At 44.8% G+C, this 20,967-nt stretch carries 24 protein-coding genes; 4 read left to right on the top strand and 20 right to left on the bottom strand.

The window, feature by feature from the left end:
* Positions 1-19: 19 nt before the first annotated feature.
* Genes FR741_RS16175 through FR741_RS16135 form a run of 9 tightly spaced genes read right to left on the bottom strand, consistent with a single transcriptional unit; the run spans position 20 to position 6,414 of the window.
* Positions 20-889, bottom strand: a complete 870-nt coding sequence (locus FR741_RS16175; protein ID WP_167427196.1) for a metal ABC transporter solute-binding protein, Zn/Mn family — start codon at positions 887-889, stop codon at positions 20-22.
* 22 nt (positions 890-911) lie between these two features.
* Positions 912-1,787, bottom strand: a complete 876-nt coding sequence (locus FR741_RS16170; RefSeq protein WP_167427195.1) for a metal ABC transporter permease — start codon at positions 1,785-1,787, stop codon at positions 912-914.
* Entirely contained in the window at positions 1,787-2,515 is a 729-nt protein-coding gene (locus FR741_RS16165; RefSeq protein WP_167427194.1) for a metal ABC transporter ATP-binding protein, read from the bottom strand. Before FR741_RS16165 ends, FR741_RS16170 begins: the two co-directional genes overlap by 1 nt.
* The gene (locus tag FR741_RS16160) at positions 2,515-3,441 is read right to left on the bottom strand and encodes a metal ABC transporter solute-binding protein, Zn/Mn family (RefSeq protein ID WP_047007957.1); all 927 of its coding nucleotides are present in this window, start codon (positions 3,439-3,441) and stop codon (positions 2,515-2,517) included. Before FR741_RS16160 ends, FR741_RS16165 begins: the two co-directional genes overlap by 1 nt.
* Positions 3,442-3,463: 22 nt before the next feature.
* A complete protein-coding gene (locus FR741_RS16155) occupies positions 3,464-4,018 on the bottom strand; it encodes a DUF6162 family protein (RefSeq protein WP_167427193.1) in 555 nt (184 codons plus the stop codon).
* Positions 4,015-4,335 carry a hypothetical protein gene (locus FR741_RS16150; protein WP_005374251.1) on the bottom strand — a complete coding sequence of 107 codons (321 nt, stop codon included), beginning with the start codon at positions 4,333-4,335 and terminating at the stop codon, positions 4,015-4,017. The genes FR741_RS16155 and FR741_RS16150 overlap by 4 nt, the downstream gene beginning before the upstream one ends.
* A 42-nt stretch (positions 4,336-4,377) precedes the next feature.
* Entirely contained in the window at positions 4,378-5,208 is an 831-nt protein-coding gene (locus tag FR741_RS16145; RefSeq protein WP_167427192.1) for a DUF4198 domain-containing protein, read from the bottom strand.
* A 15-nt stretch (positions 5,209-5,223) separates the two neighbouring features.
* On the bottom strand, positions 5,224-5,763 hold the full coding sequence (locus FR741_RS16140) for a DUF2271 domain-containing protein (protein ID WP_124007440.1): 540 nt from the start codon (positions 5,761-5,763) through the stop codon (positions 5,224-5,226).
* A gap of 21 nt (positions 5,764-5,784) precedes the next feature.
* Positions 5,785-6,414, bottom strand: coding sequence for a PepSY-associated TM helix domain-containing protein (locus tag FR741_RS16135; RefSeq protein WP_085344263.1), 630 nt, complete (start codon positions 6,412-6,414; stop codon positions 5,785-5,787).
* A 379-nt stretch (positions 6,415-6,793) separates the two neighbouring features.
* On the opposite strand from FR741_RS16135, the gene FR741_RS16130 reads away from it, so the two are divergent.
* The gene (locus tag FR741_RS16130) at positions 6,794-7,282 is read left to right on the top strand and encodes a hypothetical protein (protein ID WP_167427191.1); all 489 of its coding nucleotides are present in this window, start codon (positions 6,794-6,796) and stop codon (positions 7,280-7,282) included.
* Between the two features lie 67 nt (positions 7,283-7,349).
* Here the strand turns inward: FR741_RS16130 and FR741_RS16125 are convergent, their stop codons facing one another.
* The 10 genes from FR741_RS16125 to FR741_RS16080 all read right to left on the bottom strand — a co-directional run bounded on the left by FR741_RS16125 (position 7,350) and on the right by FR741_RS16080 (position 17,747).
* Positions 7,350-8,522: a tetratricopeptide repeat protein gene (locus FR741_RS16125; protein WP_167427190.1), complete on the bottom strand. Its 1,173-nt coding sequence runs from the start codon at positions 8,520-8,522 to the stop codon at positions 7,350-7,352.
* On the bottom strand, positions 8,519-9,139 hold the full coding sequence (locus FR741_RS16120) for an energy transducer TonB (RefSeq protein ID WP_006741220.1): 621 nt from the start codon (positions 9,137-9,139) through the stop codon (positions 8,519-8,521). The genes FR741_RS16125 and FR741_RS16120 overlap by 4 nt, the downstream gene beginning before the upstream one ends.
* Entirely contained in the window at positions 9,139-9,543 is a 405-nt protein-coding gene (locus FR741_RS16115; RefSeq protein ID WP_005374257.1) for an ExbD/TolR family protein, read from the bottom strand. The genes FR741_RS16120 and FR741_RS16115 overlap by 1 nt, the downstream gene beginning before the upstream one ends.
* Positions 9,540-10,094, bottom strand: a complete 555-nt coding sequence (locus FR741_RS16110) for a MotA/TolQ/ExbB proton channel family protein (protein ID WP_006741219.1) — start codon at positions 10,092-10,094, stop codon at positions 9,540-9,542. Before FR741_RS16110 ends, FR741_RS16115 begins: the two co-directional genes overlap by 4 nt.
* A complete protein-coding gene (locus FR741_RS16105) occupies positions 10,094-11,461 on the bottom strand; it encodes a MotA/TolQ/ExbB proton channel family protein (protein ID WP_104973336.1) in 1,368 nt (455 codons plus the stop codon). The genes FR741_RS16110 and FR741_RS16105 overlap by 1 nt, the downstream gene beginning before the upstream one ends.
* Positions 11,462-12,229 carry a DUF3450 domain-containing protein gene (locus FR741_RS16100; RefSeq protein WP_167427189.1) on the bottom strand — a complete coding sequence of 256 codons (768 nt, stop codon included), beginning with the start codon at positions 12,227-12,229 and terminating at the stop codon, positions 11,462-11,464.
* Between the two features lie 74 nt (positions 12,230-12,303).
* On the bottom strand, positions 12,304-14,400 hold the full coding sequence (locus tag FR741_RS16095) for a TonB-dependent siderophore receptor (protein ID WP_167427188.1): 2,097 nt from the start codon (positions 14,398-14,400) through the stop codon (positions 12,304-12,306).
* Between the two features lie 207 nt (positions 14,401-14,607).
* Complete coding sequence (locus FR741_RS16090) at positions 14,608-15,981, bottom strand: sensor histidine kinase (RefSeq protein ID WP_005393533.1); 1,374 nt, start codon at positions 15,979-15,981, stop codon at positions 14,608-14,610.
* A complete protein-coding gene (locus FR741_RS16085) occupies positions 15,981-16,646 on the bottom strand; it encodes a response regulator transcription factor (RefSeq protein ID WP_046873911.1) in 666 nt (221 codons plus the stop codon). Before FR741_RS16085 ends, FR741_RS16090 begins: the two co-directional genes overlap by 1 nt.
* Before the next feature lie 147 nt (positions 16,647-16,793).
* Complete coding sequence (locus tag FR741_RS16080) at positions 16,794-17,747, bottom strand: lactate/malate family dehydrogenase (protein ID WP_167427187.1); 954 nt, start codon at positions 17,745-17,747, stop codon at positions 16,794-16,796.
* 239 nt (positions 17,748-17,986) lie between these two features.
* On the opposite strand from FR741_RS16080, the gene FR741_RS16075 reads away from it, so the two are divergent.
* On the top strand, positions 17,987-18,697 hold the full coding sequence (locus FR741_RS16075; protein WP_167427186.1) for a glycerophosphodiester phosphodiesterase family protein: 711 nt from the start codon (positions 17,987-17,989) through the stop codon (positions 18,695-18,697).
* 35 nt (positions 18,698-18,732) lie between these two features.
* Here FR741_RS16075 and FR741_RS16070 read toward each other — a convergent pair whose 3' ends face one another.
* On the bottom strand, positions 18,733-19,215 hold the full coding sequence (locus FR741_RS16070) for a L,D-transpeptidase family protein (RefSeq protein ID WP_167427185.1): 483 nt from the start codon (positions 19,213-19,215) through the stop codon (positions 18,733-18,735).
* Positions 19,216-19,503: 288 nt separating this feature from the next.
* Here FR741_RS16070 and FR741_RS16065 point away from each other — a divergent pair, with 288 nt between their 5' ends.
* Both FR741_RS16065 and FR741_RS16060 read left to right on the top strand, forming a co-directional pair.
* Entirely contained in the window at positions 19,504-20,499 is a 996-nt protein-coding gene (locus FR741_RS16065) for a 2-hydroxyacid dehydrogenase (RefSeq protein WP_167427184.1), read from the top strand.
* Between the two features lie 85 nt (positions 20,500-20,584).
* The gene (locus FR741_RS16060; RefSeq protein ID WP_005374274.1) at positions 20,585-20,941 is read left to right on the top strand and encodes a YibL family ribosome-associated protein; all 357 of its coding nucleotides are present in this window, start codon (positions 20,585-20,587) and stop codon (positions 20,939-20,941) included.
* Positions 20,942-20,967 lie beyond the last annotated feature (26 nt).

Here is a 20,967-nt window from a genome sequence, read left to right as displayed (position 1 = left end):
ATCTGTGGCTTTTTACGTGTCACATCTCCCAACGTGCGAGTGGCTTCTCAGTTTTGATACCCTTACTGCCCCAGCGGTCAATAACATCAATTTGCAGTATACGACTCGGTTTAATAAGCGATGTCAAGGTTTTCGACGGTCGTTTATCCGTCACTAACCATAGCGTTTTATCTTGTTCAAACTGAGCTTTTAAAGATAATTTGTCTTCTTCTGTCCACTCGAGTTCCGGCTTAAATTCGCGCCCAACCACAAACAATTGGTTGCCAGAGGCAAAGTCCTCTAGTGACTCACTCATCAGTACCACTGAATCGATGCTTTTATCGAAGATCTCTGCCTGTTGTTGGTTGATCAGTTCACGCACATTGAGCATAAAAGCCTGTTGATTCGTTTGAATCGCCTTTTGGTGTTCAGGATATACACGTTGTAGATCCTCTCCAACAATACCCGCCATTCGGATTAAGTTTGTAGGGTTCAGCCACGCGTACTTCGATGTTGACCCGTTTTCCAATGTCAGTACTGCAACTCCTTGAGCTCTAGGAGAAATGGCCTGCGATGCATCGATTTCAATCAAGTGAATGTTGCCCTGTCGAGCGTAAACATAAGTCGGGTCTTGTTTCCAAATCGCACCAAGAGTAATAGCAACCGTCGCGGCTTGACCCGCTTGCTTAACTTGCTCTGTACCTTTATTTGCGAACCAGTTCTCAAGACGCTCAACGCCGTAACGCTTTGGAGGCAGATACTGAGTCTCTATCCCTGTACCTTTCATGAGTTGCTCAGACAACATGTACGTGACGGGAGTGCTGGTTAAAATGTCTTTGGCGCTTGCCAACGATGGAAGTGTCGTCGCTATAACCAAACCAAAAGTTATCGCTAATTTTTTTATCTTCATGTTCATTACTTTATAAAAAGGGTTACGCTTTTTGGATAATTCGGTAAACCGTTGCTGTTAGGAAAAAGGCCGCAGAAACAATGATGATGGATGCGCCTGATGGCACTGGTAGCTCAAGCTCCATCGGCAGTATGGTTCCGACTAAACACGCAATGGTTGCCAATAAAGAAGAAAGGAGAACGAAACTGCCCATGCGTTTAGTCAATAACCTAGCCGTTGCACCAGGAATCAGTAGCAATGCACCAACCAATACCGCGCCAATAATCTTGACCGCGGCGATGGTGACCAAGGTGATCATCATGACAAATAAGTAATCATAAAAGCTGGTATTAAAGCCGCGTACACGTGCAATATCCGGGCTGATACAAGTCAGCAAAATGCGGTTAAACGTAGGAATAAGAAGCAGTAATATGATCAAACAACTGATCGCTAAAATAAGGATATCGTTGTCCGTCACCGTCAAGATCGATCCAAACAACACGTTCTCCAACATGTGAATGTTGATCTTACGAGCGACGTACATTAACAGCGCAGCACCAACCGCTAACGCTAGTGCAAGAAAAACCCCAACCAGTGTGTCGTAAGGTACATTCGTACGATTACGAACAAAGTGAAGCAACAGCGCAAAAATCATACAAAAGCTAAACAATCCGATGATCGGATTCTCTGGCGGCTCACCGATTAACACACCAATCGCGATTCCGGTAAGCGCAGCGTGCCCAACCGCTTCGGAGAAAAAAGCCAGTCGCTTGGCGATGACTAATGTACCAAGGCCACCAAGTAATGGTCCTAATATCAACGCAGCCACAATTGCGTTCACCATGAAGGCATAAGAAAAGCTATCGCTTAACCATCCAGCTTCAACGCCGCTAACCGCTAACTCTCGTAACCAATCCATTATGCAGCCTCCACTTTTGCTGTGTAGTGCTTAAATAATGTTTCTATACGATCAGGGCTTAGCACATCTGAATGGTGACCTGACGCCACAATTTGACGATTTACGACATGGACCTGAGCATCTAAACGGCGCACTGCGGTCACGTCATGGTGTACTGCCAGTACCGTTTTGCCTTCTCCAACGACTTCATGAATCAAACCTTCAAGATACCGAACACCTTGCTCGTCCATACCAGTTGTAGGTTCATCTAAAACCAATAAATTGGGCTCATCCAGTAAAGCTTGCGCAAACAAAACACGCTGTTGTTCACCGCCAGAGAGTTGCCCCATACGACGGTCGCTACGCGTTGCCATACCCACGCGATCCAGCTGGGCCAGGGCATGTTGAGTTTGTTTAGTTTTACGTCGCCAAAATAGAGGGATACGGGTTTGATTAAGCAGCACAAAATCCATCACGGTTAACGGGAGGCTTGCCTCGAACATCGCCTTTTGTGGTACATATCCTATCTTACCCGATGCAGCTGATTGCTCTGGCCAATTGAGTGCAATGTTTCCCGAAAATGTTGTTAGCCCAAGTATCGAACGAAGCAAAGAGGTTTTCCCACCACCATTCGGCCCCATGATAACGTGGCATTTAGCGCTCTCGAATTCAGCGCTGATGTTCTGCAAAATAATATTGTCGGCGTATTTTAGGCCCACGTTACTTAAGGAAACGGAAGGTCCAGTCATTACGCCTTTTCCCCTGCTCGCTTGCTCGCAACAAACTTCATTGCCTCAATGAGCGTTTCCACGTTATCTCGCATCTCAAGTTCGACTTTATCAGCCTCATACTCACCGTGAGTCATGTGAGAAAAGCGATAAAGCTGCACCCCAGTCGCCTCTTCGATGGTATCAACAAAACGGTTCGGCATATTGAGCTCATAAAACAGCACATCAATACCCGATTCACGAATTTTCTCAATCGTTTCCTGCAACTGACTGGCACTTGGTTCAACGCCATGAGCAGGCTCAATGACAGCTGCGACGTCAACACCAAACTCCTGAAGGATATAGCCGTAAGCATTATGGGTTGTCGCCACCTTCATACCAGCCGTGTCCAACTCACCAAGAGACAACATTGCATCACGCTTCATCAGGCGGAAAGTTTTCGCATATTTACGAGCATTTTGGCGATAAAAAGTAGCGTTGTCTGGGTCCAGTTTACTTAGCTCACTCGCGATGGTGTAAACCTTTTGAATAGTGGTCGATAGACCAACAAAGGTGTGAGGGTTCACTGCACCTTGACCAACTGACTGCCCCATCGCCGGTAACAGAGGCACTTCTTTGTTCGCTTCGATAACCACGAGATCATCACGCTGAGAGGCTTTGATCACTTTCAGTGCAAAATCGTCATGACCAATACCATTGATCACTATCGCATCCATTTCATTCAAACGTTTAAGATCATTGGGTTGCGGTAAATAGTTATGAGGGTTAAAACCAGCATCGACCAGAGGAATGATGTTCGCCTTGTCATCAACAACAGCTTTGACATAGCTGTAATAAGGTTGAAGCGTAATACCAATACTGAGTTTATCGGCAGCAAAGCCTGTAGAAGACACCGTCAATAACACGGTGGCTGTAAGAATACGACGTAAAAGAGAGCGTTTGATCATAGTACTTATCAATTATGTTGTCTTAATGGGCGTGAGAATGGGAAGAAGAGGAATCTGACAGAACGATTTGTTGCCAGCCATGCTGGCGGCGTTTTGCTAGATCGCTTAGTACCTCCGCATTTAACGATCGGCTAGAATCACTAAACCAAATATCAGCTTGAGAGCCACGGCTATCCAGAAGCATAGAGGCAGAACCTTGGGCATTTTTCTTCATGCCAATGTAGACTCCGTCATCGATTCGTTTCCACTGATGAGACCCTTTGCGCTTCCAGTTTTGGTCTTTTACGAATGGAGCAATCCAAAGCGCCTCCATGTCAGAGACCTCAGGCCAAGTTCCAGTTTCTAGCTGCAAATCACGAATCTCTTCATGAGCAAGCTTAAGTTCAGCGATCAAACCCAACTCGTTTTGATGTAAGTCCGTGATTAAAACTTGATGAGCCTGTATGTCTGGCTTTTCAGTCGCGACCTGATGGTAGGGCATAATTATGGCTGCAGAACCGAGAATCACTGCGATTGTCAGTGCGACCCACTTTCCTTCTCGGTTACCATCATCAGGGCGAACTTTCTGTACACTCATTTCTCTTTCAGCTCAACGATATCCACTTCCACCGGGCTTTCATGTCCGGCATCAAATACCAAATAGAAATCTGTTTCAGGGTGAGTAAATTCTGCGATGGAACGCTTATCTGTTTTTTCTTTGGCGATCAGATTGTCGTCGTAATCGTACATTTCGACATCGTAGTCGACCGCTGTCGATCCATCCGAGTAGCCCGCTTCACAAATCACTTTATCTTGCGCCAAGTGACAACTCATCAGAGGGAAGTGTGCAGCAGCGTGAAAAGAAGCAAATCCAGAAAAAAGCAAAACCGCTTTTAGAAGAGAAGTGTTATTCATGATAATTCCAAAATGGCCCAGCAATTGCTGAGCCTAATTCGATTAGTTAAGTTGAGTTTCAAACGTAAGATGAACATTGGCACTCGCTTTATCCGCCAATGGATTATCTTTTAATTCACCTTTGTAGTTCGCTTTCATTAAGTAGCGCCCGGCGACTTCTGGCGTGAAGATCACTTTGCCATCTTTATCGCTCACCACATCGATTTGTTCTTGATGGTTTCGGTACATGGTACCTTCACGTGTGATCTCCGCTGTGACGCCCTCTTGTGGCTCACCATTGAAGAAAAACTGGAAAGTGACTGGTTCACCTTCAATGATATCCGATGGATGCGTGATCGGTTTCATCTCCAGCATTTTGCCTTCAATCTCCAACGCTTTGTCCGTTGGCATACCAACCGTAATGTAGCTTTCTGCTCGGGTGTAGCTTAGTTGAGTAACCACATCACGCGCTTGCTCGGGAAGCACGTCATCACGCTCAGCTTTGTTTGCTCGCGCCCATTTCACCGTATCACGACGGCCCGCTTTGTATTGTGTGTAATAGCTCGGCTGATTATTAATCGCGACTTTGTGCGTGCCTTCTTCTGTAAAAAAGAAATCAAACATAGAGCGACGCTTGCCACGAACAACAAAGTTAGGACGCTCAGAGCGGCCATCCGGCATCACCACAAACGCCTGGTCACTACCCGCAGGCTTATCAAAAACAAACGTTCCGTGAGAGGCAGTAACATCAAATGTCAGCCAGTCACCGCCTTCTTTAGAAACCGTAAAGTGAGAGGGCAGAACCCAACGTGGATGTGCTTGTGCGGTGGTGGTTACAGCCAATCCCATTGCCATTACACTCGCCCATGCCACTGCTTTCATTTTGGTTTTCATTGTTGTGTCCTTTAATCACTTAACTTGATAATTGACGGTGATGACACCCGTCTCTTGTGTTGGTTTAAGCTCATAGCGCACGTCACTGTCCGCTAGCGTTATTTTTTGACGTAAGTAGTTTCGCCCACCATGTTCACGAACAACTTCGACGTACAACGTGTAATTTCCTTGCTCCAAACGCTTTCCTGCATCATTGGTTCCGTCCCAGACAAAACGGTACTGTCCAGCAGGGCGCGTTGCAGACGTCACCGCATCAACAAGTTCACGATCATAACGACCCGCTTTTCTCCACCAGCTGCGCAGGTCTTTTAGCCATTCGTCTTTTCCTACCCATAGCTGAATGGTTTTAACCGGTTTACGCTGGTCATTTTCAACCCACACCGCCACATAAGGGCGTGCGTACATTGAAGTGTCTATCTTTGGAAGTTCGAATTCGAAATCGATCTTCGCGTTATCTGGTAGAGGAGCCGCAGAAAGAGAGAAAGGAGCAAAAGCCGCGATCAAAGCGGCTTTACAAAAGTGATTACGGCGGAAAAATCTTCCTGTGTTCAACATAAGTGTTCTCTAAAAAAGCTGTTATGGAACAGCAACAAAATAAATCACGAGCGACAGTAACGTACCAAAGCTCATCCATTGCATTGACGTTCTAAGCGTCTTCTTCTTAGGCAGTAATAAGCACACACCTGTTAGAACAAAAAACACCATCAAAAGCGCAGTGACGTCGATAAACCACTTCCAAATCCCACCACTGTTGCGGCCTTTATGTAGATCGTTCAACAACGCAACAATACCGTAGTGCGTCGTTTCAACCTCTGCCGCACCGGTGGTCATATCGATAAAGACCGTAGCGTTATAACCTGGGCCTTTAAAATCCATAGACAGCTCTCCGAGTAACAACTCACCTTGCTCAACTTCGGTATACACATCTAGTGCGGAGGGAGTGCCGCGAAGCTCGGTTTCTTTAGTCAAGAAAGCCACCAGCCCTTCACGATTAGGTTGAAAGGTATCTGAATGTGAGAATAGAACTGAGTGCGGAACCGTCAGAGTATGTTGTTGAATGATAGGTTCACGGCGTTCAAATAATTCGGGGCGATTGAGGGTAATTCCAGTTATTGCAAAAAACAGCGTAACTAAGAGAAGAGCCATCGAAATATAGATATGTAGGCGGCGAGCCCAAGTTTGAACACCTTTGCTTTTAAGCAGCATAGAAACAATCATCACCAATAAATGTGGGGCATAATTTAGGTGATAATCATTCGTATTGGCATTTAATTTACATTGTTTACTTTTTCAATTCAGCTTGGCTGGCGCATGTTGTAACTATTTGCGCCAATATGAGTGACCAATTGCCTACCCTCTAGATAATAACCCTATTAATTTTAATGACTCAAAATTTAATGATATTTCCAATACTAAAAAGTGGGATAGACTCCACCAAAATGCGCCTTTATGTATATTTAATGAAAAGCTTAAAAGCTATCGATAAGCTAGATTAAAAAGGTAAGCTAAGAAGTTAGTGTAGGGTTAGATAGAGAAGATTTTCTGATGCTAGCCAAACGTTATGGTGTAGTTCAGAAGGAAAAATATGAACAAGAATGTTGGAATAATTCTCTTATCACTTTTCTCAAGTGTCACTTTCGCAAGTGAAAAGTTTGAAGCCAGTTTGTTTAACAACGTAAGCCAATCTATCGATAATTATGGTGCTAAGATAAAGCTGTGCGAATCTATGGCAGACCAGAATACACCTGACAAACAAACCCTAGAGTATTCAAAGAAGCATATAGAAGCATTTACTCCTGTTCTGCCGTTTTTAAGCGAGAAAGCTTTTGAGGCTTGTGTATTAAAAGAGAAGCAAGAACTAGCGTATTATCTATTAATAGCAAAAAATAACGCTTCAAGAACTTCAACATTAAAGCTTGTAGAATCGACTGAAAGCCTTACTTTTCATATCGAATCTACATCGAGAGAAAAGTTTGAAACACTAAGCAAAGTGCATCAAGAATATATAGAGAAAAGCCCTTTTTTCTCCCGACCATTTGATGCGTTAGCCTTTTATGAAAAGCTCATACAGTAAATAGCCTTTATGACTTTAGACAAAAAAATACCCGAGACTGAGCTCGGGTATTTAATAAAAGTGTTCGCTATGAGTTCTGCGTCGATTCTACTTTGCGTAGCTGTGATAGATACTTAACCCAACTTTTTGCCTGATTCGACGGTTTAATCTCATTCGCTCTTTTGGCATTAGCGAGCGCATCTTCAAACCGCTTAAGTTTGTAGTAAGCGCGAGTTTTGATAAGTGCGACATCCGCCTTACGTCCACTGACCTTATCGAGCGCGGCAAGGGCATCTTTATAGTGGCCTTCTTGCACCAATAATTGAGAATAGTTCCAGTAATACTGTCGGTCTAACTGAGCAGCAACACGCCAACTATCGATAGACTCTTCCCACTCTTTTGCCATTTGCCAATACGTCGCTTGCTGAGCTTTCAGTTTACTATTCGAGTTTACATCCTCTAGCTCGTTCATCACCAACGCAGCTCTCTCAGGAATACCTCGTTTCGCGTACAATTGTGCCAGCAGCTTTAAGTCATCTTGGCTAAGTTGTAATCCTTTCAGTTTTGCCAACGCCAAAGAGTCCAGAGCACGTTTGTTGTCATCAACACGCAGGTAAAGAGCAACAAGCTGACGCCACCATTCAATTCGCTCAGGTTCAATCGCGATCAATCGTTTGATGGTCGAGATTGCCGGCTTCCACTTTTTCAGTTCTAGCTCAGCAGAAAGCTTTATCGACAATGCGCCAAGCTTGTCTGGCTGACCAAACTTCTCATAACGAGCCATTGCTGAAAGCACTTTCTGCCACTGACTCAGTTGATAATGAGATTGGGAAATACGCAGCCATAGCTCATGCGCTTTTTGACCTTTAGGAATGTTTTTGCTCAAGGCATAGTAATGAGGTAACGCCTTAGAAAAGCGTTGCTCGTTCAGCAGTATATCTGCCAACATTTTTCGGGTTTGCCATGCTTGCTCATCTTGTAGCAAACCACTATTGACTGCCAACTCAAGTTGCTTAATCGCCGCTTGAGTTTGCTCGTTCTGCCAGTAAAAAATACCCAACATTCGAGCGACATAAGCTTGGTCATATCCACGAGAAAGCTCCATAGCTTCAAGAGATGAAATCGCTTCTTTTAGTTTCTCCTCTTGAGCCAAGTTATGTGCTCGTTGAACTCTCGCGGCAGTGTATTGGCTTAACTCACTGGCAATAGTTGAGAGTACACTCAGACTTAATACCGTACCGATTAAGAATTTTTTCATCATTTGGCTAACTTGAACTCCACTTTAGCGGTTTGTCCATACTGCTCAATTGACACACCATCCTCAACTTTTGGCTGATACTTCCATTTTTTAAGCGCACGAATCGCTTCTCTTTCGAACATACGCTGTGGCTCAGCCTCGATCACTTCAATATCTTTTGGTCGTCCCGTAGCGTCGATCGTGAAACGCATAATGACATAGCCTTCAACTCTACGTTTCAGCGCCTTACTTGGATAACGAGGATCAACACGATACAACGGCAGTGCTTGTTGGTTACCCATTGTTCCCTTCAAGTTTGGCGCGCTGATCGCGATACCTTCAAGAGCAGTGTTCAAACCTAAAGCACTGACTGGCGTCATCTGGCTCATTGGCTCCATTTGAGTGTCAGCTTGAGACAGATCCATTGGCTCCGGCGCTTGGGGTGGTTCTGGTTGCTCCGGCACTGAACGTTGACGACGCTGCACGTCTGCTTCATTCTCTACCATCACCATATCAAAACGAACCGCTTCCGAAGCTTCTGGCGCACGCTGGTTGCCTTTATCAACCATCCACGCCATAAAGCTAAACAGGCTCACAGAAATTAACAATGATGCTGGTAGTGCAAGTAACAGCCTGCCCATTAAGGTTTCTCCGCCGCCAATGCGATGTTTTTCACGCCCGCCGCTTTTGCAGCGTCCATCACTTTCACGACAGTGCCATTGTAAGCATGCTCGTCAGCTTGGATAACTAACGAAGCATCAGGCTGATCAAGTAACAAGTGCTCAATAGAGGCCTCAACACGCTCAATATCAACCACTCGTTTGTCGATGTACACGTCATTTGCTGCCGTTACCGCGATAAAAATGCCCGCATCTTTTTGGCTTACCACATTAGAAGCCTGAGGGCGGTTCACTTCTACACCGGATTCACGTACAAACGAACTAGTCACAATGAAGAAGATCAACATGATGAAGACGATATCAAGCATCGACGTTAAATCGACTTGAGCTTCATCTTGTTGGTTAGGTCTGCGTCCGAGTCTCACTTTTGACTCCTTAAAGATTGTTCTAACTGGATAGCTTTTCGTTCACACACTTTGCTAAGGCGAGCATGAATAAACATGCCCGCCAGCGCTGCTACCATACCCGCCATGGTTGGCAGCGTAGCAAGTGAGATACCAGAAGCCATCAATTTCGGATTGCTGCTGCCTTGCGATGCCATTACGTCAAACACCGTAATCATGCCCGTCACCGTCCCTAACAACCCTAACATTGGGCAAACCGCCACAAGTAGTTTAATAGTCGATAGGTTTTGGCGCAGTTCGATTTGCGCTTTTGCAATCCATCCTTCACGGATTTGATGCGCGTACCAAGAGTGGTGCTCTGATCTTGCTTGCCACTGCTCACAAAGCTGTTTCTTTACCCCAGGGAAAACCGTTGTGAGATAAATAACTCGCTCCATAACCAACAGCCAGCACACCGCCACGACGGCAGCCAGCCACCATAGGATTTGACCACCTTGCTGCATAAAGCTCATCAAGGTTGTGGCCCAATCCTCACTGATCAAACCCAATGTGTTGAGTAGGATCTGCTCCATTACGCTGCGTTCTCCGCTAAGGTGTTAGAGTGACTTTTGTTGCTCGGCATATCACGCTCAGCTTGTTCTGCAACTAAACCGATACCTTGCTTTTCTAAGATACTGCGAATATTTTCTGCTTGAGAGCTCAATACGTTGTGCGCCAATAACAATGGCATGGCTGAAACAAGGCCAAGTACAGTAGTTACAAGCGCCATCGAAATACCACCCGCCATTACTTTCGGATCACCATTACCAAATTGAGTGATGACTTGGAAGGTTTCGATCATACCCGTTACCGTGCCCAGTAGACCAAGCATAGGGGCCAGCGCAGCAAGAAGCTTCAGCATCGACAACCCTTTTTCTAGGTGGGTTTGCTCATCAACAACGGCTTCCAAAAGACGTAGCTCTAACGCTTCTACGCTGCGATGCTTATCTTTCTGATACACCGCAAGCACACGACCCAAAGGGTTGTCTCCTGGCTGTGCTGGAGTTTTCAGTTGCTTCATGATTTTCTGGCGCGAAATCATCAGAGATGCACCACGTACGAGAGCAATCAATAGGCCGATAGCTAATAAACCAAGGATGATTTTACCGACAACGCCGCCTGCATTTAGGCGATCAGCCAAAGTCGGTGAGTTTGCGAGCTGCTCAAGAAGAATGCCGCGTGACGGGTCAATGACAAGCGCATCAATGTCACCAGAGGAAATAGTATTCGCTGTTGGACCGCTTTCAGGCTGACGAAGATAGTTTACCGCATCTCCGCGTTGACCATTCCACTTAACGTAGCCAGTGTCATCCAGCAGCGCCATAGAACCAAGACGAACACCATTAACCGTTTGTTCACGACCTTCGCCATTTAGCAGTGTGAAAGAGACGTTTGCCATCTCACCACTTGCTTTGATTTGTTCTTCCATGCTGCGCCACATCGCCTGAAGTTGGGTCAACGTTGGCAGTGATTTAGCTGCAACAATAGCATCGATATCTTTCTGATATGAATTTGCATCAACACCCGTTACTGAGCTCTTGAGCTCTGACTCTAGCTCTTTTGCGTTCTGGCGAACGACGCCAAATAGCTCACCTAAGCTCCCGGTTTCTAGACGTAGCTTTTCTTCTAGCTGCGCCAGTTCCGCTTCGTTTTCACCGAAAGTAACACTTAATGAGTCCGCTTCTGCTTGAAGAGCCGCTCGCTCTGCGGCCAATTTATTCTTTATAGCCTGTAGCTCTTGCTCTGTTTTCTTAAAACCTGATTCACGCGTGACATTGTGCGATTGCTGTTGACGATTTTCTTGCTGCGCCTTTTGTAACAACGCATCACTAGCAACAGTTGTATGAGGCATTAATGCGGCTGTCGAGATTAGTGCAACCGATAACCATTTTTTCATCATTTATTTGCCCTCCGCAGCGGTTAACGACACTGGCAGAGTTAACATACTCGGCGCGATCTGTTTATTCGCCATAGCGAACGCTTTATCTAGCTCTGATTTTTGCTCAGAACCCACTTGTTGCCATGCTTGTTGTTGCTGTGACCAGCTCCAGAATGTGTCACCAGATAAGCTACGTGCTACCAAAGACAAACGCCCTAAATAGAGAATGTCCGCCTCCACAGCTTCATTGTCACCCAGGTTAACCTTGCCTTGGTAAACGCCAAGCTTGGTGCCGTAATCCATTTCAATTTGGTACGCTTCTAAAATACGACGAAACTTCTCTGCATCCGCAACGTCTGCACGCGTCATCATGGAATCCAGCTTTGCAATTCGTTCCTCACGTTGCGCTTTGCGTATAGGTTTGTCGTTAGCAACGAGCGCTTTTAAGCCTTCAAGCATGTGATACATCAAAGGCACGACACCTTGACGAGTTTGAGCAATCTGCTCAATTTGCTCGTTCAAGCTATCAACTTCTTGATTTTGGCTCTCAACAAGGCTTGCAAGATGATCGCGATAAATCTTCAAGTTACCGACTTCCTCTTGCAGCTGCTCAATTTCAGCTTCTAGAGTAAGTGATTTTTCTGCGCTTGCATCAATACGTTTTTGGCTTACCGCCGACGACTGGTTTGTTTTACTCTGCACAGCTTGTGCATCGTTTAAGTTCGCCGCGTGAGCGGGAATCAAAACCGATGATATCAACAGAGCGATACTTGATTTCATTAGATTCATACGAGTTATATTTCTGTGTTCCAAAAACGACCAAAGGGGAAGACTACCCTTCCCCTTTAATAATCAAATTGTTATCAGTACTTGAACTGGATTGTTGCCATGTAGTTGCGGCTTTCTCCAACCACAACCCCACTCGCACCTTTTTGCTCGCTATTCGTGCTACCACCACCTGCGAAGTAGTCGGTATCGAATAAATTCTCGACATTGAATCGAGCAATGATATCCAAGTTTTCATCGTACTTATGTTTGTATGACACGCCCATATCAACGCGAGCGTAGCCATCTTTCTTGAAGGTATTCGCTGCATCACCGTAGCGATCACCTTCATAAATCAAACCAAGGTTTAGGTTCGTATTGTCCTGAACCTTGTAGCTAGACCATAGACTTGCTGAAAACTCTGGCACATCTACAGGGCGGTTGCCTTCATATCTTTCTGCCTTCTTAAGCTCTGCATCCAAGTACATTGCAGAAGCGGTTAGCGACAACTCTGGGGTCACAAAACCTTGAGCCATTAACTCAGCACCTTTGTGAACTTGCTCACCACCTTGCGTTTTCTTGTGTAGGAGATTACCGCCTGCGTCTTTGCCGCTTTCAACATCCAGCGAGATGTTCTCTAATGTGATATCAAACACTGCACCGGATACAAATAAGCGCTGATCGAACAGTTCCCACTTAGTTCCGATCTCGTAAGAGATACCACGCTCTGCGTCTAGCTTCTCGCCATCGTTCACGTAAGTTTTGCCACGACCACTGCTGACTTCACCTTGTGGCATAAAGCTTTCAGAGTACTGAACGTAAACCGAGCCATTTGTCGCTGGGTGGAAAATCACACCAAACTTAGGAGAAACTTGATTCTCTGTCAGGTCATCATTACGCTTTTCATCATAACGAACCCCTGCAAGTACTTGCCAAGACTCGTTAATAGTCATCATGTTTTGCGCATAGATACCCCAAGTATCGTACTCAGTTGTTGGTGATTTCTTCGAACTACGATAGCCAGGCTTAGGCACCGTTTCTCCTGGCGCAATACTCGCCTCATTATGAAATGCCATAAAGCGATCATAACTGTAATCTAAGTAGTTAGCGCCCACTAACAACGTGTTTTCCGTACCGAACAAAGTCAAGTCCGTCGTCACATCTATATATGCAGTATCAAATACCCAATTATCGGAGCGATCATTCCCTTTGTGTCGAATCACACCGTCTTTGTCATAATTATCAAACTTAGGGTAAGACTCCACATCAAAACGCTTAAAGTCTTGGCGGTTGTAACCCGCTTTTACGTTTACATTGTCAGTCACTTGAGCATTAATATCGATGCCATAGTTTTCTACATCGTTATCAATTTCAGACCACTGCGCATCCCAGATATACTTATCACCGCGAACCGCTTTGCCATCAATAATGTATGCACCAGAATCCACGCTACCATCGTCTTTCGTGCGATCGTAATGCGCTGACACCATAAAGTTGTCGGTGATGTCGTACTCAACCACTAGGCCCGCAACCGTACGATCCGTTTCTGGCTCGGTACCATCGCCGTAGCTGCGCCAAGAGCCGTAGCTTTCTTTGGCAAAAATTGCGCGCGCGCGCAGTGTCTCTGCATCATTTAGCGCGCCACTCACATCAAGCACCGTGCGTGAGTGATCATTCGAACCTAGATCTTGACTCAAACTAGCTTGTGTTTGAGTTGTTGGTTTTTTCGAAACCATGTTTACTAAGCCACCCGGCTCAGATTTACCATATAGCAGGCCTGATGGACCTTTAAGCACTTCAACACGCTCTAAAAGCTCAATTGGCTGACGGTAGTGTGACCAGTGTTGACGGCCATCACGAAGAAAACCGTCTGAACTACTAAGCTCAAAACCACGTAGAGAGAAACGTTCGCGGTTACGGCTTGTACCACCCGCGCTAACACTTGCATCGTTACGTAGCACTTCACCAAGTGTACTTGCACGCTGCTCATCAATTACCGTTTCATCGATAACCGCTACTTGTCCTGGCGTTTCCAGCTGCGTCATTTCCATGCGCATTGCTGTACTGTTTGTATCCGCCTTGTAGCCGAACTCTCGACCTTCTACAACTACATGTTCGTCTGTTTGAACGTCCGCCACTGCAGGTGTTGCTAACACCGCACCGATCACTAGCGCCAAATGGCTCTTAGTAAACATATCCTTTCACTCCGATTATTATTTTTCGGGTCACATGCTTGTTGAATGCGATTCCCTCTTAATTATTTCGCGGGTGAATATAAGTGATAAGTATTACCATTTGCATTAAATTTACATTCTTTGCATTTGCAAACTTTTGTAAAGTACTCTCTGATGATGAGCTACAATAACGTGATCAAAATCACAGTTAATAAGACTTAACCATACTTACTGCTTGAACACCAAAGTAACACTCAGACCTCCTTGTTCACGATTTTTCGCCGTAACGGATCCACCCATAATGCGCATGGATTCTTTGACAATCGCGAGACCTAAGCCGTAGCCGCCAAGCTTCTTATCTCTTGATGCATCTAAGCGAGTAAACGGGTCAAAAATATCGACCAACTTGTTCTCTGGAATACCAGGCCCATTGTCGGATACAGACATGGAAATCAATTGCTGCCCATCTTTGACATGATTAGCCAGAGAAACTTCTATCTGAGATGCTTGCCCTGAATATTTGATGGCATTTCCAACAAGATTATTCAAACAACGAATGATGAGCGTTTCTTCGCAAAAAGCTTTGGCGCATGTTGCTTCTGAACGGAATGACAATGTTTGTTCTGGTTTTAAATCGATTTTGCACCGCTCTACTTGCGGTGCGAGCAACACCTCTAAATCACGGCGTTTCGCACCTTTGTCGAAACGCGCATTTTCCAAGCGACTGAACTCCAAGATATCGCTTATCAAATGGTTTAGCTCTTTAGCTTCGTCTTCTAGCCTGGTCACCAAGCTTTGCTCGTTCTCCCCAACTCGCTTCCGCAAAAGGTGTAGAACTAAATTCTGTCTTGCTAACGGCGTTCGGAGCTCGTGGGAGACATCTCTTATAAGCAATCGCTGCTTTTCGGCAAGAGAATGAATTTGCTGTGTCATGTGGTCGAAGTCTTGCGCCAGCTCGTTAAACTCACGCGTATTCGATTTTAACTCTTTCACCACACTGACATTAAAGTCGCCGTTAGATAGCTTTTTGCTTGCTTCTCTTAAGCGATCAAGCGGCTGTTGTAAGTTGCGTGCCATTAGCAATGAGAACAACGCCAAAATAACTACCGCAATCACCACTTTGAGAATAGAGAAATATAAAATGAAGTCATGTGCGGGATGCAGTCGATGTGGCAGTTGAATCACCAAGCTATTATCTTTAACCAAAGGGATATTGATAATCGGGCGATTTACCTTTCCCTCAAGTTGATCATCAATACTTCTTTTAAATTGAAGTTTGAACTCGAAGTGTGGATGCATTAAACGGTGAGTGACGGGTTGCTGGTGCTCATTCAGCACAAACAGATAAAAGTTTTGCGCGTTCGCCCAATCCGCAAGTTCATCCATGTCTCCGTGCTCAATCAGCACATTGGCTTGATGTGCAAGATCGAGCATTTCTTCTCGCACACTGTCCGGCACTTTTAGCATGGCTTTCACGAGAGCTTGCTCCGCCATTGCTTGTACGACCAAAATACTTATCACAATTGCAGTCATATAACTAAACAACTTAAACGCTAAGCTGTCTTTACGTTTCGCGATAAAAGGTGGGCACGTGAGCTTCATTAATTGTTTACAGCCTCTAGGTAGCTGTAACCTTTGCCACGGAAGGTTTTGATATGTTGCTTAGAGAGCCCTGCTTCTACTAGCTTGCGACGTATATTACTGATGTGCATATCAAGGTTGCGGTCAAAAGGGCTTAGCTCTTTCTTTAATACTTCGGTTTGGAGTTCCGCTTTTGAAATCACCACACCTTGGTTTTTGACTAGATAGCTCAGTAACTCGGCTTCCGTGCTTGTGAGTGGTAAGCTATTGAGCTGATCACTGATCGTTTGAACGGTACTGCACATCGCCTGACGTTGGCGCTCTAAACCAACACGACGAAGAATCGCTTTGATGCGCATCAGAAGCTCAGCAACATTAAAAGGCTTTCCTATGTACTGATCGGCTCCCGCTTGGTAGCCATCAAGCATCGAGTTTTCATCATTAAGAGCAGTAAGCATTAGAATAGGTGTCGCGAAGCGTTGACAGATTCTACGGGCAACTTGCATGCCGTTAAGGTTTGGTAACATGACATCAAGCAGTACAAGATCTACCGGCGTTTTTTCCATATATTGCAAAGCACTTTCACCGCAATGTACAGAAGAGACAATATAGCCCTCCTCTTGCAAAACTGCTTCTAATAGCTCACACAAAGGAACGTCATCATCCACTATCAAAACTCGAGACATTACCACTCACCATTCAAATAAAAATGGTTCGCATTCTATTACTCATTTACAAATTAAACAACTACACATCCTAGGGCTTTAGTACAAATAGCTCTATAGCAGTAGACCGGAGTGCTAAGTTAACTAGCACCTGATAATGAGGGTAGATCAGGGCATTAGATTCGTCTGCTTAGCGACATTTTCCACGATGTGTTTTAAATGGGTGCTGATCGTTTTTAATGTGACAAGCTCCTCTTCAGTGAAGGGATGCATCAGAACTGAATTTGCTCCGCTTTTTCCAATAACCGTAGGTAGGCTGAGAACAACATCATGCAAACCATATTGCCCCGACATCATCGTACCGACGGGCAACACCGATCGTTCGTTAATCGTCACAGCTTGAATGATTCGAAAGACACTGGCGGCAATGCCATGAACGGTGTTCTGCTTACGCCGAAAGATTTCGTATCCCGCCTGTTTCACCGCCTCAAGAAGTGCGTGCGGATCAATTCTCTCAATGTTATGGGTATCGCAGTAATAGTCGGCCGGTTGCCCAGCGATAGAAATTAAGCTCTTAGGAGTAAAGCAATGGCTACCATGCTCTCCTAATACATAACCAAACACGTTCTTCGGGTCTAGGTCTACACGGCCAGCAACAATACTCATTAAACGAGCGGTATCAACTACACAGCCACTGCTAATAACTTTACTAGGCTCAAAACCGGTGTTGGTGACAATAAAGTGCGCCACGATATCACATGGGTTTGACACAACAATCAACACCGCATTTGGCGCTACGCGTTCTATTTGACGCGCAATATCAACTCCAATTTGAGCATTAACCTCAGCAATATCTAAACGAGTTTGTCCTTGTTTAATCTGCGTACCAGCGGTGATAACAACAAGAGAGGCTTCGAGTAAATCTAAGTAATCATCCGACGGCATAATGCGTGTGTTTTTTGAAAAAGTCAGTGCCATCGTGTGACGAAAGTCAAACACTTCACCCTCGGCACGTTCTAAATTTTTATCAAGTAGAACAAGCTCACTAATACCACCCAGAGTGAGTAAGTAATTACATACTCCCACACCAACAGCTCCTGCACCAATAACACCGATCTTCATATTTCTCTCTCCCGATAACCATGATGCACTCGCAACTACCTTGCTCTTTAAAAATGAGCGGCAGGAGAATAAAAGTCCAACTTTGGTTCATGATTCGACAGGAGTGCTTCCAACGACCTACCTTGACGAATGGGCGATGTAGCTTTTATTAAGACGATCTTACAACATGCACCTTGAGGTATATCTTCAAAGCAAAAAACGAGTACAATCTGCTCATCACAAAGCAGAAGATGAAGAACATGGAAACATTAGTAATTGGTCATCGTGGTGTTGCTGGCTCATACCCAGAAAATACAAAAGTGAGCGTTCAGGCCGCCATTGACCTCGGATTAAATTGGGTTGAAGTTGATGTACAACCGACCAAAGATAATGTTTTAGTGGTTTGCCATGATCACACCATAAATCGATGCAGTAATGGACAAGGGCGTGTCGATGAACTGACTCTGGAAGAGTTAAAGGCGTTGGATTTTGGTAGCTGGTTCAGCGCAGATTTTTCAGGTGAGAAAATCATGACATTAGATGAGCTGCTCACTTTAGCTACTGAGCATAAGCTTAACTTGAATATTGAAGTTAAGGTAGATCGCCACCCAGCAGAAGAAGTGGCACAAGCTCTCGCAAACGTACTGGCAAAAAGTCCCATGCCGCAAGAGAAGGTACTACTCTCCAGTTTTAGTCATGATGTCATTAGAGCGCTGCATAAATACTGCAGTGAGTATCGATTAGGTGTATTGAGTGAATTCTTAACGAGAAAAGATAAACGCCTTTTGGAAGAAGTTAACGCCTATAGCTGCAACCTAAACATTAACTGGGTTCGCTCGCGCCAAATAAACAAACTCCAGCAGGCGGGTTACAAAGTGATGTGTTATACAGTGAACAATCCAAACAAACTGAAGTACCTACCTCAGTTAGACGGTATATTCAGTGATCATCCACAACGCTTTATGCCATAGCACATACCACCTTGAGCTTCAGAGGCACCATTTCGTTACCACTCAATCTGAATTGGTGTCCCCATCTCGACAAGCTGGATAAATTCATCCATCTCTTCATTGGTAATCGCAATACACCCATTGGTCCAATCAAAGCTTTGGATATAAATCGGCAACTGACTCTCACCGTTTTTTAAACCATGAATTTTGATGTTTCCTCCTGGGGACACACCTCGGCGCTTCGCTTCCAACGTATCAATCGCATCAGGGTAGCTAATATGCACAGAACGATAAAAAGCAGAGTCTTCTATAACGTAATCTAAGGTGTATTCGCCCTCAGGTGTACGATTGTCTCCCTCTTCTTGTTTATGCCCTTGAGGGCTTGCCCCTAAAGCAATGCGGTATTCTTTTAGTATTGTGCCTTGTTCCATTAAATACATTCGACGCTTTGACTTGTCGACTTTAACAAGATCTACAGCTGCATGGACGCCAGAAGCCAACACACAACACAAGAACATAGAGAACCATTTCACTGACATTGCCGGAACGCCTAACCTAACTAAAGTGAACAAGAAAAGAGCGATTATGCTAGTCAGTTAGCGCCCGTAAAGCAAACAGTATCTAGGGTAGACCCTGTATTACCCCAGGAGCTAATGGATGAACGCACAAGTGCAGAATCGTAAGATAATACTCATTGAAAGGCGTGATCGTTATCGTTGTTTGATATGGCAAAAGTTAAAGAGAAGATTTCTCTATTCATTCCGCCTAAGTTGCATTACTTTATAAGTATATTTATTTATAAAGTCCGCACTTTTTGAGAGGGAACCATGATTAATATTGCTTTTTTTAGTGCAAAATCCTACGACGAGGCCTCTTTTAATAAAATTAAAAATAACCGAGATTTTGAATTCCACTATCACGACTTCCGGCTAACCGAAAAAACCGCCAAAATGGCACATGGTTGCGATGTCGTGTGTGCTTTCGTCAATGATGACCTTTCAGCTCCCGTTCTTAAACAGCTTTCTCTAGGCGGAACTAAGCTTATTGCCATGCGCTGCGCGGGTTTTGATAAAGTTGATCTACAAGCCGCTAAAGAACTTGGCTTACAAGTGGTTCGAGTTCCTGCTTACTCACCAGAAGCGGTGGCTGAACACACAGTCGGTTTGATGATGTGCCTAAATCGTCGCCTTCACAAAGCCTACCAACGTACACGTGACGCCAACTTCTCGCTAGAGGGCCTAGTTGGCTTTAACTTTTACGGGAAAACCGTTGGTGTCATTGGTACAGGTAAGATTGGTATCGCGACGATGCGTATCTTCAAAGGGCTTGGCATGGAGCTGCTTTGCTATGACCCTTACGAAAATCCATTAGCACTAAAAATGGGAGCGCGTTACTGTTCGCTTGAAGAAATCTACGCTAATGCGGATATTATCTCTCTCCATTGTCCAATGAGTGAAGAAAACTATCACCTATTGAACGAAAAAGCCTTCGCGCAAATGAAAGATGGTGTGATGATCATTAACACCAGTCGAGGCGAGTTGCTGGATTCACTAGCAGCGATAGAGGCATTGAAACAAGGTAAGATTGGCGCGCTTGGTCTAGACGTGTATGACAATGAAAAAGACTTGTTCTTCCAAGATAAATCTAACGATGTCATTGTAGACGATGTTTTCCGTCGCTTATCGGCTTGTCATAACGTGCTCTTTACTGGCCACCAAGCATTCTTGACTCACGAAGCACTTAATAATATTGCCTCAGTTACGCTCGATAACGTCGAAGCCTTCTTCTCTGGTAACGTATCGGGCAATGAACTGATTAACTAAAGCCAGACAATCGAGAAGTATAGTAGAGCGTGTGATCTCAGCTATGCTATACTTCTCGACTATTTAAAATTTGAGCCAAATTACCATGAGCATAAAAACTGATATTCAAAAGCTGCACAACCGTTTAGATACATGCCAACGTAAACTTGATGCGGCACGTTCTCGTGGTGATCACGAAATGATTACAAAGTTCACGGATGAAGTAGAACAGCTAACCAAAAAGCTTAACCAGTTAAAGCATAAGCAAAACTATGAGCTGAACAAAGAACGTAAAAGCTTACTTGATATGCCATTCTCTCGTGAAATCACCAAAGCAGAACAAGCGGACATCGGCAAACTGAAAAAACGCGTACGCGGCTTAGTAATCGTTCACCCACTAACAAAAGTTGGTAAAGAGCTTCGCCTCGATGTCATGACAGGCTTTGCGCCAAAAGAGTTTTAAACTCATATTAATACTCGTTGAGCCTA

The sequence above is a fragment of the Vibrio diabolicus genome, from assembly GCF_011801455.1.
GTDB classification, from domain to species: domain Bacteria; phylum Pseudomonadota; class Gammaproteobacteria; order Enterobacterales; family Vibrionaceae; genus Vibrio; species Vibrio diabolicus.
The sequence above is the reverse complement of the archived record's forward strand: the minus strand, read 5'-3'. Positions and strand labels throughout refer to the sequence as shown.